Origin of the sequence: Geminisphaera colitermitum TAV2 (assembly GCF_000171235.2) — a bacterium.
In the GTDB taxonomy this organism is placed as follows: domain Bacteria; phylum Verrucomicrobiota; class Verrucomicrobiia; order Opitutales; family Opitutaceae; genus Geminisphaera; species Geminisphaera colitermitum.
Map to the genome: position 1 here is coordinate 73389 of NZ_ABEA03000176.1, position 14139 is coordinate 87527.

13 protein-coding genes, 11 tRNA genes and 1 pseudogene are annotated in these 14139 nt (G+C 59.6%); 9 read left to right on the forward strand and 16 right to left on the reverse strand.

What is annotated here, in order from left to right; all coding sequences use genetic code 11:
• Window positions 1-135: 135 nt before the first annotated feature.
• The 11 genes from OBACDRAFT_RS20350 to OBACDRAFT_RS20380 form a co-directional block, all read right to left on the reverse strand.
• Window positions 136-210: transfer RNA gene (locus tag OBACDRAFT_RS20350), tRNA-Gln, on the reverse strand.
• Window positions 211-294: 84 nt separating this feature from the next.
• Window positions 295-369: transfer RNA gene (locus tag OBACDRAFT_RS20355), tRNA-Asn, on the reverse strand.
• A gap of 1 nt (window position 370) precedes the next feature.
• Window positions 371-445 (reverse strand) — tRNA-Val (locus OBACDRAFT_RS20360).
• Between the two features lie 151 nt (window positions 446-596).
• Window positions 597-672: transfer RNA gene (locus OBACDRAFT_RS20365), tRNA-His, on the reverse strand.
• Window positions 673-755: 83 nt separating this feature from the next.
• Window positions 756-830: transfer RNA gene (locus OBACDRAFT_RS28650), tRNA-Pro, on the reverse strand.
• Between the two features lie 86 nt (window positions 831-916).
• Window positions 917-992: transfer RNA gene (locus tag OBACDRAFT_RS28655), tRNA-Phe, on the reverse strand.
• Window positions 993-1001: 9 nt separating this feature from the next.
• Window positions 1002-1076: transfer RNA gene (locus OBACDRAFT_RS28660), tRNA-OTHER, on the reverse strand.
• A gap of 82 nt (window positions 1077-1158) precedes the next feature.
• Window positions 1159-1233 (reverse strand) — tRNA-Ala (locus OBACDRAFT_RS28665).
• Window positions 1234-1238: 5 nt separating this feature from the next.
• Window positions 1239-1314, reverse strand: a tRNA-Cys gene (locus OBACDRAFT_RS20370).
• An 82-nt stretch (window positions 1315-1396) separates the two neighbouring features.
• A tRNA-Lys gene (locus OBACDRAFT_RS20375) sits at window positions 1397-1472 on the reverse strand.
• Between the two features lie 7 nt (window positions 1473-1479).
• Window positions 1480-1553: transfer RNA gene (locus OBACDRAFT_RS20380), tRNA-Gly, on the reverse strand.
• 901 nt (window positions 1554-2454) lie between these two features.
• Between OBACDRAFT_RS20380 and OBACDRAFT_RS20390 the strand changes: the two genes are divergently transcribed.
• Together OBACDRAFT_RS20390 and OBACDRAFT_RS20395 are read left to right on the forward strand one after the other, a co-directional pair.
• Window positions 2455-3366 carry a LysR family transcriptional regulator gene (locus OBACDRAFT_RS20390; RefSeq protein ID WP_043588737.1) on the forward strand — a complete coding sequence of 304 codons (912 nt, stop codon included), beginning with the start codon at window positions 2455-2457 and terminating at the stop codon, window positions 3364-3366.
• 43 nt (window positions 3367-3409) lie between these two features.
• Window positions 3410-4159, forward strand: a complete 750-nt coding sequence (locus tag OBACDRAFT_RS20395) for a metallophosphoesterase family protein (RefSeq protein ID WP_043588738.1) — start codon at window positions 3410-3412, stop codon at window positions 4157-4159.
• Between the two features lie 665 nt (window positions 4160-4824).
• On the opposite strand, the gene OBACDRAFT_RS20400 is transcribed toward OBACDRAFT_RS20395, so the two are convergent.
• A complete protein-coding gene (locus OBACDRAFT_RS20400) occupies window positions 4825-5703 on the reverse strand; it encodes an AraC family transcriptional regulator (RefSeq protein WP_043588797.1) in 879 nt (292 codons plus the stop codon).
• Between the two features lie 180 nt (window positions 5704-5883).
• Here OBACDRAFT_RS20400 and OBACDRAFT_RS20405 point away from each other — a divergent pair.
• Together OBACDRAFT_RS20405 and OBACDRAFT_RS20410 are read left to right on the forward strand one after the other, a co-directional pair.
• Window positions 5884-6746 (forward strand): annotated as a pseudogene (locus OBACDRAFT_RS20405) (oxidoreductase).
• 136 nt (window positions 6747-6882) lie between these two features.
• Complete coding sequence (locus OBACDRAFT_RS20410) at window positions 6883-7383, forward strand: nuclear transport factor 2 family protein (protein WP_043588739.1); 501 nt, start codon at window positions 6883-6885, stop codon at window positions 7381-7383.
• A 63-nt stretch (window positions 7384-7446) separates the two neighbouring features.
• On the opposite strand, the gene OBACDRAFT_RS20415 is transcribed toward OBACDRAFT_RS20410, so the two are convergent.
• Together OBACDRAFT_RS20415 and OBACDRAFT_RS20420 are read right to left on the reverse strand one after the other, a co-directional pair.
• Window positions 7447-7932 carry a VOC family protein gene (locus OBACDRAFT_RS20415; protein ID WP_043588740.1) on the reverse strand — a complete coding sequence of 162 codons (486 nt, stop codon included), beginning with the start codon at window positions 7930-7932 and terminating at the stop codon, window positions 7447-7449.
• A gap of 55 nt (window positions 7933-7987) precedes the next feature.
• On the reverse strand, window positions 7988-8329 hold the full coding sequence (locus tag OBACDRAFT_RS20420; protein ID WP_043588741.1) for a YciI family protein: 342 nt from the start codon (window positions 8327-8329) through the stop codon (window positions 7988-7990).
• A 137-nt stretch (window positions 8330-8466) separates the two neighbouring features.
• On the opposite strand from OBACDRAFT_RS20420, the gene OBACDRAFT_RS28670 reads away from it, so the two are divergent.
• Complete coding sequence (locus OBACDRAFT_RS28670) at window positions 8467-8868, forward strand: hypothetical protein (protein ID WP_157837223.1); 402 nt, start codon at window positions 8467-8469, stop codon at window positions 8866-8868.
• Here the strand turns inward: OBACDRAFT_RS28670 and OBACDRAFT_RS25870 are convergent.
• Window positions 8850-9476 (reverse strand): type IV toxin-antitoxin system AbiEi family antitoxin domain-containing protein, encoded by a 627-nt coding sequence (locus tag OBACDRAFT_RS25870; RefSeq protein ID WP_052362307.1) that lies wholly within the window; start codon window positions 9474-9476, stop codon window positions 8850-8852. The two genes, OBACDRAFT_RS28670 and OBACDRAFT_RS25870, sit on opposite strands and share 19 nt — an antisense overlap.
• A 213-nt stretch (window positions 9477-9689) precedes the next feature.
• On the opposite strand from OBACDRAFT_RS25870, the gene OBACDRAFT_RS20430 reads away from it, so the two are divergent.
• The 3 genes from OBACDRAFT_RS20430 (at window position 9690) to OBACDRAFT_RS20440 (ending at window position 12780) form a co-directional block, all read left to right on the forward strand.
• Entirely contained in the window at window positions 9690-10739 is a 1050-nt protein-coding gene (locus OBACDRAFT_RS20430; RefSeq protein WP_043588742.1) for an IS630 family transposase, read from the forward strand.
• Between the two features lie 491 nt (window positions 10740-11230).
• Entirely contained in the window at window positions 11231-11527 is a 297-nt protein-coding gene (locus OBACDRAFT_RS20435; RefSeq protein ID WP_043588743.1) for a helix-turn-helix domain-containing protein, read from the forward strand.
• Window positions 11524-12780 (forward strand): type II toxin-antitoxin system HipA family toxin, encoded by a 1257-nt coding sequence (locus tag OBACDRAFT_RS20440; protein WP_052362308.1) that lies wholly within the window; start codon window positions 11524-11526, stop codon window positions 12778-12780. The genes OBACDRAFT_RS20435 and OBACDRAFT_RS20440 overlap by 4 nt, the downstream gene beginning before the upstream one ends.
• Window positions 12781-13033: 253 nt before the next feature.
• Here the strand turns inward: OBACDRAFT_RS20440 and OBACDRAFT_RS20445 are convergent, their stop codons facing one another.
• Entirely contained in the window at window positions 13034-13459 is a 426-nt protein-coding gene (locus OBACDRAFT_RS20445) for a hypothetical protein (RefSeq protein WP_112787791.1), read from the reverse strand.
• Between the two features lie 407 nt (window positions 13460-13866).
• On the opposite strand from OBACDRAFT_RS20445, the gene OBACDRAFT_RS28675 reads away from it, so the two are divergent.
• Window positions 13867-14064 (forward strand): hypothetical protein, encoded by a 198-nt coding sequence (locus OBACDRAFT_RS28675; RefSeq protein WP_157837224.1) that lies wholly within the window; start codon window positions 13867-13869, stop codon window positions 14062-14064.
• Window positions 14065-14139 lie beyond the last annotated feature (75 nt).

Genomic DNA, 14139 nt, shown 5'->3' on the forward strand with positions numbered 1-14139 from the left:
CAACGACGCGCGGAGCGGCGCACTGTAGGTGCGGGGCGAAGCCCCGAGCTTCGTAATGCGAAGCGAGTCAATCGCACCCGCCTGAATTTCTTCCTGCCAGGAAGACGACCACGCTGCGCAGTCCCAGATCCCGAATGGCTGCGGCGGGAGGATTCGCACCTCCATTCACGGGTTCAAAGCCCGCTGTCCTGCTGGTTAAACGACACCGCAAAAACTGGTCGTCGGCCCGGGAGTTGCACCCGGCCTTCCTGCATGTCGGGCAGGCGTGGTCACTGGCTTACTCGCCGACGAAAATGGCTGCCGGGGTGGGACTCGCACCTACATCTCGCCGCTTAACAGGCGGCTGCTCTGCTGTTGAGCTACCCGGCAATGGTGGGCAGACACGGATTCGCACCGTGATCTCCTCTGTGTGGGAGAGGTGTCCTGACTATTGGACGATCCGCCCGGAACTGGCGCTCGTGACCGGACTCGCACCGGCTGACTTCCCTTCGACAGAGGGCTGATTGGCTCGCTGCGCTCGGGGCCTTTACCCTCCGCCTGCGGCGGCCCCATCTCCGCTGCGCTCCGTCGACTCCTTCATCTCCACGAGCAAAAGTTGGTCAGGTGGGTGGGACTTGCACCCACTTCCCCGGCTTCACGGGCCGGTGCCCCGCTGACTGGGCCACGCACCTGACGAAGCATGACCAGCAGGTCACGCGAAGATGGGCACGCCGGCAGGCGCGGGGCGAAGCCCCGAGCGCCAGCGAGTCAAAAAATGGTCGGAGCGGCGTGATTCGCACACACGTGATCTCGGTCCCAAGCCGAGTGCCTGACTTCTAGGCTACGCTCCGAAAAAGGGGTGCGGGTGCCGGAGTCGCACCGACGGGCATCGTGGCTTATGAGACCAGATGGAGACCTCGCTCTACCCGCATAAAATTGGTGGAGGCTCACGGTTTCGCTCCGCGCTCTCGTGGTCTTCAGCCACGCGCCATCACTAGATCGGCTTAACCTCCGTGGAAATCTGGCAGGCCCTGAGGGACTCGCACCCTCCCGGTCGGATTTGTAGACCAACCCGTCCGCTTGGACATCTAGGACCTATGGTACCCGAGGCCGGTAGCGCTCCGGCTCCTTCTGTTTGGAAGACAGCCGTGCATCTATGGAACACCTCTCGGGCGAAACTGGTGGAGCTGGACGGTAACGCTCCGTCTCCTCCGCGTTGCGGGCGCGGCGTGCTGCTTTTAGCACTACAACCCCAAAAGTGGACACGACGGTGGGACTTGCACCCGCGAACCTCGGCTTTGCAGGCCGGTCCCTTCGCTGCTCGGGCACGTCGTGAGAAAACCTGTGGCTCAGGTTGCTCGGCGTCGGAAGACTTCTCCGGCGTCCGCCCTCAATGACCTGACCACAGGGTAAGTGTTGGTGGAGCCGGCGGGAGTTGCACCCGCACCGTGCGGATTAAAAGTCCGCTGTGCTGCTGTTGACACCACAGCTCCATGAAAATGGTGCGCTCGGGGAGATTCGCACTCCCGACTCCGGACTGGCAGACCGGCGCGTTGCTCCTACGCTACGAACGCATCTGAAATTAACCCCTGCCGGGCTTCGGCCGCCGACTGGCTTCGGTGAAATCCGGCAGGACTCGCACGGACCGGTCCCGGATCAAGAACCGGGCGCTCCTTGTGAAAGAAATGGCCGCCTCGACGGGAGTCGCACCCGCATCCCTCGGCTTGAAAGACCGGGATCCTGAACTGTTAGACGACAGGGCGGAGAAAAATGAAACGCACGGCCGGCATCACCGTTTGACACCCATCGGGTGCACCGTGCGCGTTGATCAGCAGGAACCGTTTGAGACGGCTCCTGCAATTGTTCGGAGCGTCGTCAGCTTTTCGCTGCGCGCTCCGTCGCAAAAAAGAACACACACCGTCGTCCCTTTCGCCCGACCGAGGTCGGGTGGTTTGGACGGCCGCAGGATTTTGTGCGGACGTTGGCTGATTGGCTGGGCTCAGCGATGAGGCCGCTTACGGAATATGGAAAACGAGTATGAACCCGGCTTCCCGGAAGCGGCCTGCCTGAGGCACAAAAAACCCACTTCCGGGGAGAAGTGGGCCGCGTGAGGCTATGAAAAGCCCTCGATGCTAAAGAGCGCCACTTCGATGATTGCCTGCGTAATCGGGTCGAAAACCGACCGGTTCGCTACGCATGGTCGTTTTGCTAATCTGCGGATTCGCACACGACCAATGCCGCTCCGGTTGCCGGAGGACCAAGGCAGTTATAAGTCGTGTGGATTGATTCATGGCAGAAGGCAGAGACGATTAAGTGTTCGTAGAGTTACAACGGTTTCGTCGGTTCTAAAATCAAGAGGGACTTTGAAAAAACCTTTCTCAATCCTGGAACCCGCAAAGAACGTTGTGCCGGCAACCTACCAGAAAGACCGGTGCTTGCCATGTCTGAAGATGCAGGATACCTGACTTTGAAATCATGTTTGAAAAACTCTTTTCCGAACGCGGTCTGTCGCTGGATCGCATGCGTGTATTGGTCGAGGTACACGACGCCGGCAGCATCGCCCAGGCGGCGCCGGGCGACCCGATCCGCCAGAGCCAATACAGCCGGCAGCTTCGGGAACTGTCCGAGTTCTTCGGCTGCGAAGTGGCGCAGCGGCAAGGCAAGCTGCTCAAGCTCACCGGGCAGGGACGACGGTTGGCCGATCTGGCCCGGGAACATTTTCGCTCGCTGGAAGATTTTCGCGCAGAGTGTGCGACCGAGAATCTGGACTACACGATCGCCGCCGGTGACAGCCTGCTGCACTGGCTGGTGATTCCGCGGCTCGGCGCATTGACCTCGGGCAAGCAGCCTGTGCGCTTCGTAACCACGAGCCTGCGAACCAACGATGTCGTGCAACATCTCGCCGACGGTCGCGCCGACTTCGGTGTGATCCGGCAGGACGCCGTGACCGCCGCACTCGACTCGGCCCCGCTGGGAGAACTCGGTTACGTTGCCGTCGTCCCCAAAGCGCTCATCGGTCGCGGCAAGACCCCAACACTCAAAGATGTTATCGGCCAACTGCCGCTGGCATCGCAGACGGCGGACGGGCAATTCACGCAACGTGTCCGCCAGATCGCCGACAGCCTCAAAGTGGAATTCCGTCCGGCACTTGCTTGCCAGTCCTTCCCGCAGACGGTGAGTGCCGTCCGGTCGGGTGGCTTTGCCGCCATTCTTCCGTCGCTGGCCCTCGCTGAATTGCCAGCCGGCACTTATGTCAGCGTAATCGACCCTGCGCTGAAACGATTGAAGCGAAAGCTCGCCCTGGTCTGGAATCCGCGTGTGTCCCAAGTGCGTTCGGGAGCCAGCCGGCTCATCGGACAACTGAAAAATACGCTGCGGATTGAGTGAAGGGTCTTGTGCGCGGCATTGCGGAATCCGTTGTTCAATTTGCATGCGTATTCATCTGCTCAGCGATCTGCACCTCGAATTTGCGCCCTTCGTTTCACCCCGGATCGAGGTCGATTGCGTGGTGCTGGCCGGCGATATCGGTACGCGGGCGACGGGGCTTCGGTGGATTCGGGAGACCTACAGTGGCGTTCCGGTCATCTACGTCTTGGGCAACCATGAGTTCTATGGTGAACGACTGCCTCGCCTGACGGAGAAGTTCATCGAGCAGGCGGCCGGCACGAACGTGCATATCCTGGAAAATAGCAGTATCGAGATCGGTGGCTTCCGATTTTTCGGCGCCACACTCTGGACGGATTTCATGTTACTCGATGCGCCGGTGGAGGCGAGTGCCGCGGCTATAGCCGACATGAACGATTATGCACGGGTTCGCCACTGGCCCTCGCATCGCAAGCTGAGGCCTCATCATACCCGTGAGGCTCATGCGCACTCACGCCGTGCACTGGAGGAGTTTTTAACCACGGGGGATCCGGTGAAATCAATCGTGGTGACTCATCATGCTCCTTCCCTGTCATCATTGCCCGAATACCGCCAGACCGACCTGATCAGCAGTGCGTATGCCTCCCGTCTCGATGACCTCATCCTTCGCCATCAACCGGCGTTGTGGGTTCATGGTCACATCCATCACGCCAGCGATTACCGGATCGGGCGAACACGTGTGGTCAGCAACCCGCGCGGTTATCCGGACGAACCTGTGCCCGGTTTCCAGGCCGACAGGGTTCTCGACGTGGGATAGCGCCCCCTTGTCAGTCCGAAGCGCCCTCATCCTCAAGTATTCGCTATTCTTGAATAGTGAATATCTGGATACGGAAAATTGATTAGGCCATAGCTGGAGGGCGCGGCGGGTGAGTCGGTTGGGAGCCACACCGACTTCACCAATATGCGGCAAGCCGTAGGCGGCTTGCCGGCCCTGCTGCCGTCACGACAGACTATCTCAAAATGGTAAGAGGATTTGACCATCTGTGGGTAGTAACTTGGTTTTACTATCTTTCAGTAGTCTTCCAGCCAGAACCGAATCTGGTGAAAGGTTGGTAAGCCGTTCGCCTCCTGATGAAATCTCCCTTGCTTACGGAGCAACTCGGTTGATCCCCTTGGATCGACCTCTGTCATGATGGGTCGGAACATGCCAGCCCACGTATGCGTATCGGCCTAAACCTACTTTTTCCAGGTGAGCCACTGGGAGATTTGGCCGATGCCCATCGTGATGATGAGGGGCTGCTGATGGAAGAGGAACATTTGCCCGTGCGAATCAAAATCTCATCGAGATCCCTGTGAAGCCGGCTATACTGGGGGGGCTGGTGAGCGACTGCCTGAATATAACAACGCGACAGACCATCAGCACGACAATCGAACGCGAGGAAGTGGATGAACCAGGCCGTTGACCGCGTTTTGCGATGAATCCTAACTCACCGCCATGGGTTCGAGCAGCCGACGGCGCGCCTCGCTCGCGTCGCGCCGCGGCGGGGCGCCGAACATCCGCCGATACTCGCGGCTGAACTGCGAGGGACTCTCGTAGCCCACGTCGAAGGCGATGCTCGCCGCGTCCGCGCGTTCGGCCAGCAACCGCCGCCGCGCTTCCTCGAGTCGCAACCGTTTCTGAAACTGCAGCGGGCTCAGATTCGTGACCGCCCGGAAATGCCGGTGAAACGTCGGCGCGCTCATCCCCGCCGCTTTTGCCGCGCGCCCGACCCGCATCGTTTCGTTGTAGTGCTCGCGTATCCAGTCGATGCCCCGTCGCACCTGCGACAGCGGACTCGCCGGCGCCCCGAGCTGTCGGATGGTGTCGGCGTGCGGCCCTTGCAGCAGGTGAAACAGGATCTCCCGCTCGATCATCGGCGCCATGATCGGAATATGCAGCGGCCGGTCCAGCAGCCGCAGCAGGCGCCCCACCGCGTCGAACAACTCGTCCTCGGCCCGCGCCACCGCCACCGCCTTCGACGGCACGCGTCCCGGATCGGCCTTTGGCAACTTGAGCAAAATCTCCGCAATCACCTCGGGATCGAGCGCGAACGCGAAACCCAGATACGGCGCCTCGATCACCTGCGCCACCAGCGGCAGCTCGGCCGACGTGATCAGGTAATCGCGCGGCCCATAGACGAACTCCTGCCGCCCGAGCCACACCCGCTTGCGACCGCTGGCCAGCATGCAAAAGAGCGGCGCGTAACTCACCGCCGACGGCTCGTTGACAACATCGGACCTCAACAGGGTCAGCTTCGGAATCGGGCTTGTCACCGACTCTCCACTACAATGCCGGCGCAGGATATCCCTCGGTTCGCTCATGTGCCCCATCCTGCGATTCCGCATCGTCGGCGTCAAAACCCTTCCGCGCCCGAAATTCATTTCGTGATCGTTTTAGGCAATTTTGTGAGAGGCCCGTTCTACCGCTTCGCGAAACGCTTCCGCTATTATGGGCACCGTCAGATCACTCAAACCTTCCAACCGCAAAATAAAGGAACACCCATGAATCAGGATACCACCACATCGAAAGTCTGGATCATCACTGGCGCCGCCCGCGGCTTCGGTCTCGAAATCAGCCGTGCCGCGCTCGCCTCCGGCGACACGGTCGTCGCCACCGTCCGCAACCGCCCCGAGGAACTCGCCGCCCGGCTCGGCAATCACCCGCGCCTGCACGTCGCTCTGCTCGACATCGCCGACGAGGCGCAGGCCCGACAGGTCGCCGCCGACACCGTGGCGCGCTTCGGCCGCATCGACGTCCTTGTCAACAACGCCGGCGCCGGCCTGCTCAGCGCCGTCGAGGAAGCCACCAACGAAGAAGTCCGCCGGTCAACGTCTTCAGTCTCCTCAAGGTGACCCGCGCTGTCCTCCCTCACCTGCGCCGCCAGCGCTCCGGCCACATCATCAACTTCTCCTCGATTGGCGGTCTCTCTGCCTCTGCCGGCTGGGGTCTCTACTGCTCCACCAAATTCGCCGTCGAAGGTCTCACCGAGGCCCTCGCCATCGAACTCGCTCCGCTCGGCATTCACGCCACCGTTGTCGCGCCCGGCTATTTCCGCACCGACTTCCTCGAAGGCTCCTCGCTCACCCGGGCCGCGCAGGTCATCCCTGATTATGCCGCCACTTCCGGGCGCATGCGCGAACTCGCCGCGCAGATCAACCACCGCCAGCCCGGCGACCCGAAAAAACTCGCCGCCGCCATCGTGTGCCTCGCCGCCTCACCCAAGCCCCCCGTGCACCTGCCCCTGGGCAACGACACCCTGGCCGCCTACCGTCGCAAGGTCGCGGCCTTCGACCGCGAGATCGCCGAGTGGCACGACATCGCCACCGGCACCGACCACGACGATGTTGCCGCCGACGCCGTCTGATTCCCGATCACATCAAACCTGTCCACCGAACCGACCGCAAGGAAGTGCAGGAGTCGCAAAAACAGACCCTTCGTTTTACGTCTCCTGCGCATCGTTGCGGTGCAAATGCAGATCACCCACCACCACCTCTCTCATCATGAAAACATCCACCCGCCTCCTCTCCCTTGTCCTCCTCGCCCTCGCCGGCCTCGCGCCAGCCGTCACCGCCACCGCCTCGACCGAAACCGAAGCCCGAAACAAGGCCGCCATCCAGGCCGCCTTCGACGCCTGGCGTGCGGGCACCGGCGGCCCCTTCGCGCTCCTCGCGCCCGACGCCGTCTGGACGATCACCGGTAATTCCCTGGCCGCGAAAACCTACCGCTCCCGCGACGAGTTCATCGACACGGTGATCAAACCCTTCAATGCCCGGCTGACCAGGCCGCTCGTCCCCACCGTCCGCAGCCTGCATGGCGACGGCGATACGGTCATCATCCTGTTCGACGGCGAGGCCACCGCGCTCGATGGCAAACCCTATCGAAACACCTACGCCTGGTTCATGAAGCTGCGCGACGGCCGCATCGTCGAGGTCACTGCCTTCTTCGACTCCATCGCCTTCGACGAATTCTGGCGACGTGTGCAGCCCAGGAAAGCTCTCTAGACGGTCGGCACGCGTGCTTCCGGACGCCGGCTGAGGCGCGGAACGGGCAGTCATCGTCCGACTTCACCCACGCCGCGCGGCTTCGATTTTCGCGATGTCGATTTTCCCCATGTCCATCATCGCTTCAAAGGCACGCTTGGCCTCCGCACCGCCTGCCGCTATCGCGCGGGTGAGGGCGCGGGGAGTGATCTGCCAGGACAATCCCCAGCGATCCTTGCACCAGCCACAGGCGCTTTCCCGGCCACCGTTGCCGACAATCGCGTTCCAGTAGCGGTCGGTTTCCTCCTGGGTGTCGGTCGCGACCTGAAACGAAAAAGCCTCACTGTGCGGAAAAGCCGGCCCGCCATTCAGGCCGAGACAGGGAATGCCGAGGACGGTGAACTCCACCGTAAGGACATCGCCCGCTTTACCCGACGGGTAGTCGCCCGGCGCGTGGTGCACCGCGGTCACCTGGCTGTCCGGGAAGGTCGCCGCATAAAAACGCGCAGCGTCCAGAGCGTCCTTGTTGTACCAAAGGCAGATCGTATTTTTGGGGATCGGGTTGTTCATGGAAGAATTTTGGATCACGACAGGCACCAATGAAAAGCTTCCGCTGGGTCTTCCGTCAGTGAAACGGGCGCACCTCGACCGGTGTCCGACAGGCGATGGTGGCCTTGTGCCCCCATGCCAACGCCTCGTCCAGGTCAGCGGCTTCCAGCACCCACAAACCGCCCACGTGTTCCCGGGTCTTCAGGTACGAACCGTCGGTGACGAGCACCTTGCCATCGGGCTGCGCCCGCAGCGATTTTGCACTGTTTGCCGGATACAGGCCGCCAACGAAAATCCTGATACCGGCAGCCACCATCTCGTCGTTGAGCGCGTCGATCGCGCGGTCCATCGCTTCGTCTTCGGCAACGGACGGGTCATAGTTGTCGGGGTGGTAAATGGTCACCAGATACTTCGGCATAAGCTCTCCTGTTACAGTTTCGGGCGGGCCGGTTGCCCTATACGCGCTAACATCTTTTCAATCGCCACGCATTTCTTGAGATTATTTCAGCAGAAAACAGCGATTTTTAGATTTAAAAGGCTGGTTTGAATCAAAAAATGAAGAAAAAAACGAAACATGTTAGCGCGTATAGGCCGGTTGCCCTGCCTTCACTCTCTCAACGAACGGCGGGGCCGCAATTGGACAAATCGTCCAGGAAATTCCGGTTTTTTTCGCGCTTTGGCATACTGGACATCGGTGACCGAACCAGTTGCGACTTTGAAGCCAGGGTTGCATTCCGCTTCCGCGGGAAAACCCTTCGCCGTCGCATCCGCACCATCGTCATGACATTTAAAATACTCGATATGGATATTTCAAATGTGTTTATGCTGCAGGCCTGTTCATCTTCCTTTTCAGGCGTATCGTTGAAGCGCCTCTTTGACGGCGTGGCTGCGCATCGGCAGAGGGACCGCCTTTGCGGCTCCAATGATGTAGTCGATGTTCATGCGGCCTGGAGGTAGGTTGTGAGATTTTCCGCCGCACGGATGAGGCGTGGCTGGTTCCAGCGGCGGGCAAATGCACGCAGGCGATCGGGATTCACGCGTTGAAACGGATCCTGAATACGCCAACGTTCAAACTCCTGCTTGTTCCACTCGCCCTTGTGCCACCAAAAGAAGTCGAGAAGGGCTTTTTCCGGCAACGCGACGCGAACTTCATAGCCGCCGGCATCCGGCCGGACTTCATAGCCGAAGAATCCACGTGGCTGGATGTGCTGGTAGGTGTAGCGGCCAAGCGGTGTGTCGAAGTCCGCGGGGTTGCCGAGGGTAGCATTGGTTACTTCGGTAACACCCTCCGGAATCAGGCCGAACTGGTTCAATAACCAGAGGCCGGTGACATAGGTGTCCTTCCGGATCTGGTTGGCCGTTCTTTCTGCTGTCATGGGATTTTTCGCGATGTCTTCCGGAAACGCGTAAAGACCTCTGCGAAGAGGCAAAATCAGGCCAGCGGTGGCCCAACGATGGAGCGTGACCTTGACCGTGGCCTTCTTCTCCTGCGTAAGCGCCAGCAAATTCGGGAGTTCAAAGAACCCGAACATTCCGAAATGATGGAGGATGTCCGGGTATTTCATAAGAGTATGATATGGGTTTCAGTTATTTGTGCCGGAGGCCGCAGTACAACTTGTATCCCTCTCGTGTTTTGATCCGACTGCCCGCCGGAACGGCCTGCTTGCCCGCCCTCATGAAATAGAAACAAGCAGACCGGTTGTTTTCATTGAAGCCTGATACCAACATCCCGACGCTATTAGACTTTACAGTAGGGGAAGAGAAGATGAACTGAAGGGATGGGACGAACATTACCGCGATTAGGAGAGGAACTGGTGGGGCAGATTGAAAGGGCGTGGGCAAAGCGGCAGGAGCCGTGGGCGCGCAAGCGACTGCAAGTGGTGAGATTAGTGGCGCAACACGAGCTTACGGTGGCGCAAATCATGAAGGTATGCGATGTGAGCAGGCAGACAGTGTTCACATATCGCGACACGGTGGTGAGCGAGGGAGTGGAAGGCCTGCTGCGGCGCAAATGGGCAGGCGGAGTAACACCAGTGCTGAGAGGAGCGTTGGAGGAGGAGTTTGTAGAGAGGTTTGAAGAGGGGAGGTTCAGGCGTGCTGCCGATGCGCAGGCATGGATACGCAAACGCACCCGCAAGCACATGAGCGAAAGCGGAGTGCGAAAAGTGCTTCGGCGACTGGGCGGCAAATTGAAAGTGCCGCGCAAAAGCCACGCCAAGAAAAACAAAGCCAGGATGGAGCAGTTCAAGCAGCAGTTGCCCGCAAAATTAAGCGTCCTGGCGGCCAACGAGCCATCAGTGCGCATATGGGTGCTCGACGAGCACCGTTATGGCTTGCTGCCGGTGATCCGCCGGGTGTGGGCACGACCAGGCACAAGAGTAACAGCCCCCTACCAGACACGCTACAAATGGGGATACCTGCACGAGGCATTGGAAGTGGATGGAGCGCATGCGTGCGAGTTGCTTTTCACACCTTCGGTTGACCGGGACATCCATGCGATTTTTCTGCAACAGATAGCGCAAAGCGATCCGGGGAGCATGCACGTGATCATAGAAGATCAAGCAGGCTTTCATCTGCCCGAAAATGACGCGCGCATACCCGGCAATGTGCGAATCCTGCCATTGCCGCCCTACAGTCCCGAACTCAACCCGGTGGAACGCTTTGGCGGTTTGATCAAGCAAGCGGTGAGCAACCGGCTCTATCCAACGCTTGAACGACTCGAAAAACACATTGAAGCGGCCGCCCGCCAATGGGCAAAGCCCGACAAAGTAGCAGGATTGATTCATCAGTGGCTCGCTGACAAAGCAAACTGTGGCGCTCCAACCTAAAGTCTAATTCCTAAGGGACGTTGGTATGAAAACGGAATAACGACTCCCGCTATTTCCATCATCTGCATTTTGCCACCACCGGGAAAACCGCCAGAGCCTGCGGATCTTGTGCGGCATTCCTGTGCCCAGACTCGGAAGGTGGCTGGCGAATTTGATTCCGCCTTATGTCCGACGAATCCGAAAAACGGATTCTGAGCTACCTTGCGGTCGTCAGGACCGCGTCCTCCCGGGATTTTTAGGTTGCGCCGGAGATGTCCCACGCGATGAGTTGCCCACAAATTGGAACCGCGCCGCGCTGGTAATCTTGCGGCCGTCTCAGGCAAAACGAATGTAGTGCGCAATACCTTGGTTCACTCGACCATGCCGTAGTGACAAATCCTTCCGAGCGCCCCTTGCAAAGTTTCTTTGGGCTGAAATAGCCTTTGAATATACAACTAACATTTTATTTGATATTCTGTTTAATCCCGCATAGCAACTAGTATTTTAATTAAATGATTCTGCTTTCACCCAAGGAGTTCATACGGGACATCGCCAAAAAGGTCCGGGCGCTCCGGCTCCAGCTCGGCTGGAGTCAGCAAGAGCTGGCCCGGAGGGCGGGCATATCCTTTGGCACTTACCAGCTTTTCGAGCAAACCGGCAAGATCACCCTCGAACGGCTCTTCCTCATATCGGTGGCCTTGGGACGCGAGGACGATTTCAAGAACCTCTTCGCCCCTCTTCCGATCCGCGCCATCGAAGAACTTGAAGCCAGACCGGTTCGCAAACGCGGCAGAACCATCAAGCCATGAACCTGAAAGTCACCCTCCACGAAAGGACAGTCGGACGATTTGCCGACGATCCGGCCTCCGGGCGCGTCTATTTCCAGTATGACAAGGACTGGCCTTCGTCAGGGCTGGAAATCTCGCCCCTGCAACTTCCTGCTGCCAAACAGGGACCCTACACGCACCCGGCCCCGACCTTTTCCGGGCTCCCCGGCGTTTTTGCCGACAGCTTGCCGGATCATTGGGGCCAATCCCTCCTGAATCTCCGTCTGAAAGAGGCCGGGATCGACCCGGAAACCGCGTCCCCGCTCATCCGGCTTGGCTACATTGGCACAAGTGGCATGGGGGCGCTCGAATACCATCCGGCCATCGACTCGTCGTCTTCTCTTTCGCAGGCGGTCACGCTCGCTCAGGTGGACAGGGAGGCCTCCTTCCTGCAAGACGACAGGCCCGTCGTCGGCCCCCCTGCCGCCACCCTTGCCCTTTTTCACTCCGGTTGTTCCGCCGGTGGCGCCAAGCCCAAGGTGCTCGCGGCGTTGCTTCCCGGCGGGAATCTGCGCATCGGCACGGACATCCCCGACGGAGCGCAGGGGTGGCTGATCAAACTTTCGACGGTTCCTTTCGAGAACAAGGACTCCCGGCAGGAGGGCCGGCTGGAATATGCCTATTCGCTGATGGCAAAAGCTTCGGGTATTGAGATGTCCGATACCCGGCTTTTCGAGATCGACGCTCCCAAGGGTAAACGCGGGCTTTTTGGCATACGGCGTTTTGACCGGGACGGTTCCAGGAAACTCCACACTCATTCGCTGTCGGGTCTTTTGCACCAATCCTGGCTGCTGTGCTCCTATGAAGACCTGGCCAAGGTCGCTCACCGGCTCACCCGGGACCACGGCACGCTCACCGCGATATTCCGCCGTCTGTGCTTCAACGTCCTCGCCCGGAACTGCGACGACCACGGGAAAAACTTCTCGTTCACCATGAGCGAAACCGGCCAGTGGACGCTTTCTCCGGCCTTCGATCTGACGCACAGCCCGGGTCCCAACAAAATGGGAGTCCATGCGATGACCGTTCAGAGAAATCGAAACCCCTCCCGCATTGATCTGCTCAGGTTTGCGTCCGAATTCCGGATCAAGGATGCCGCCGCAGTTCTGGATCAGGTCCATCACGCCATCGGACGCTGGCCGGAGTTTGCGAACCAGGCCGGCCTCAAGGAGGCAATCGCTGACCGGCTCGCCCTCGAGTTCGCGGAATCCCTGAAACTCAATGCTGCCTCGCACTAGGCAAGGTCACAGTCCGGGCAGGAGCGGAATGGTATCAGCCATTCCCCTTCGATCGGGATATGATCTCTGTGGTTCAGAATGCATTCACCGGACCGGCAAATTTTGGAGCAAGCCGGTCCGGTCAAGCTGGCGAAGACACCGCCGGAGAAAGATCGGGATGATCCAGCAAGAGATTCACGATGGAACCGCCAGGAAAGGTGTATTCAAGGCCGAGGCTGTCGAGGCGATCCGCCACGGCACGGAGGGACTCGGGTTAGGGGGAGGCATGAACGTTCAGGCGTCGGGTGATTTCCTTTTCAGCGAGCGCGCGTTCGCGGGCCCGCCCGATGCGCAGGGCGTCCACCAAGGCGAGCAAGGCGTAAAGCTCCGGATCGCGGCGGGCGGCGCCGGGCGCGCTTGAGTAGAGCGGCCGGACGGCGGCGCCTTGCACATGGCCATCAGGATCAGGCCAGACCGGCGGGACTTGCTCGGCTACGGTGAATTTGCCAGACATCACCGAAGCAGCCCAGGCCGTCGGCATGCCGCGGGTGACTTCTTTCGGACGTGCGGGAAAGGCGTAGGGCACACCATGAATCAGGAAATTGCGCAGCAGTTCCCGACGGACTTCCCTGGTTTCGGGATCGAGCAAATGAGCCTCGCCCAAACGCCGGACGGCCGCATGGACTTCCGATGCGCTCATACCCAATTCCCGCCCTAACTCGGCGTAGCTCTGCCGACTTCCCTCCAAAGCGAGTTTTAAAGCGACGATGATATCTTATGCTTTGGTAAAGATGAGAATACGCTATTCGCAAATAGCGAATACACAAGCCGGAATAATTCGGGTGTTCCATCGAGCATGCACTCCATTCTGCCAGTAGAACTCAGGACAGATCAAGCGGAGCGGCCAAGACATCGGGGTTGGTCAGCAGCGTGCTGCAACTCGGGCAGGTCGCGGGCAGGGGCATTTTTCGTAACCTGAAGCATAGATGTTCGGGCGCGTTGCGACTGTCGTAATTGCGGGGCTTATTGGGGCCTATTGAGGCTTATTAGGGCTTATTGGGGATAAGCATAATTGATCGGGGAAGTTACCGGGCCGATATTGTCGCCATGACCGCTAAAGCCAAAGCCACTATCAAGCAGTTCCATTCGCGGCAATTTGCGCTACGGGACAAGGTCGCGGCTCGCTCGGCCAGGGCAATTCCCGATGACCGCCTCAGGGTTCTGGTGAGTGCTGGCATTTTGACCAGAGCCGGAAAATTGACTTCCGCGTATCGTCCCGGATCCGTCTCGACCTCCGGGTCGTAACCCGATCGCAAACAGGAACAAACAAGGGCACGCAATAGATTCTTACCCCAAGCAGGCTTTTTATTGGTGGATAAG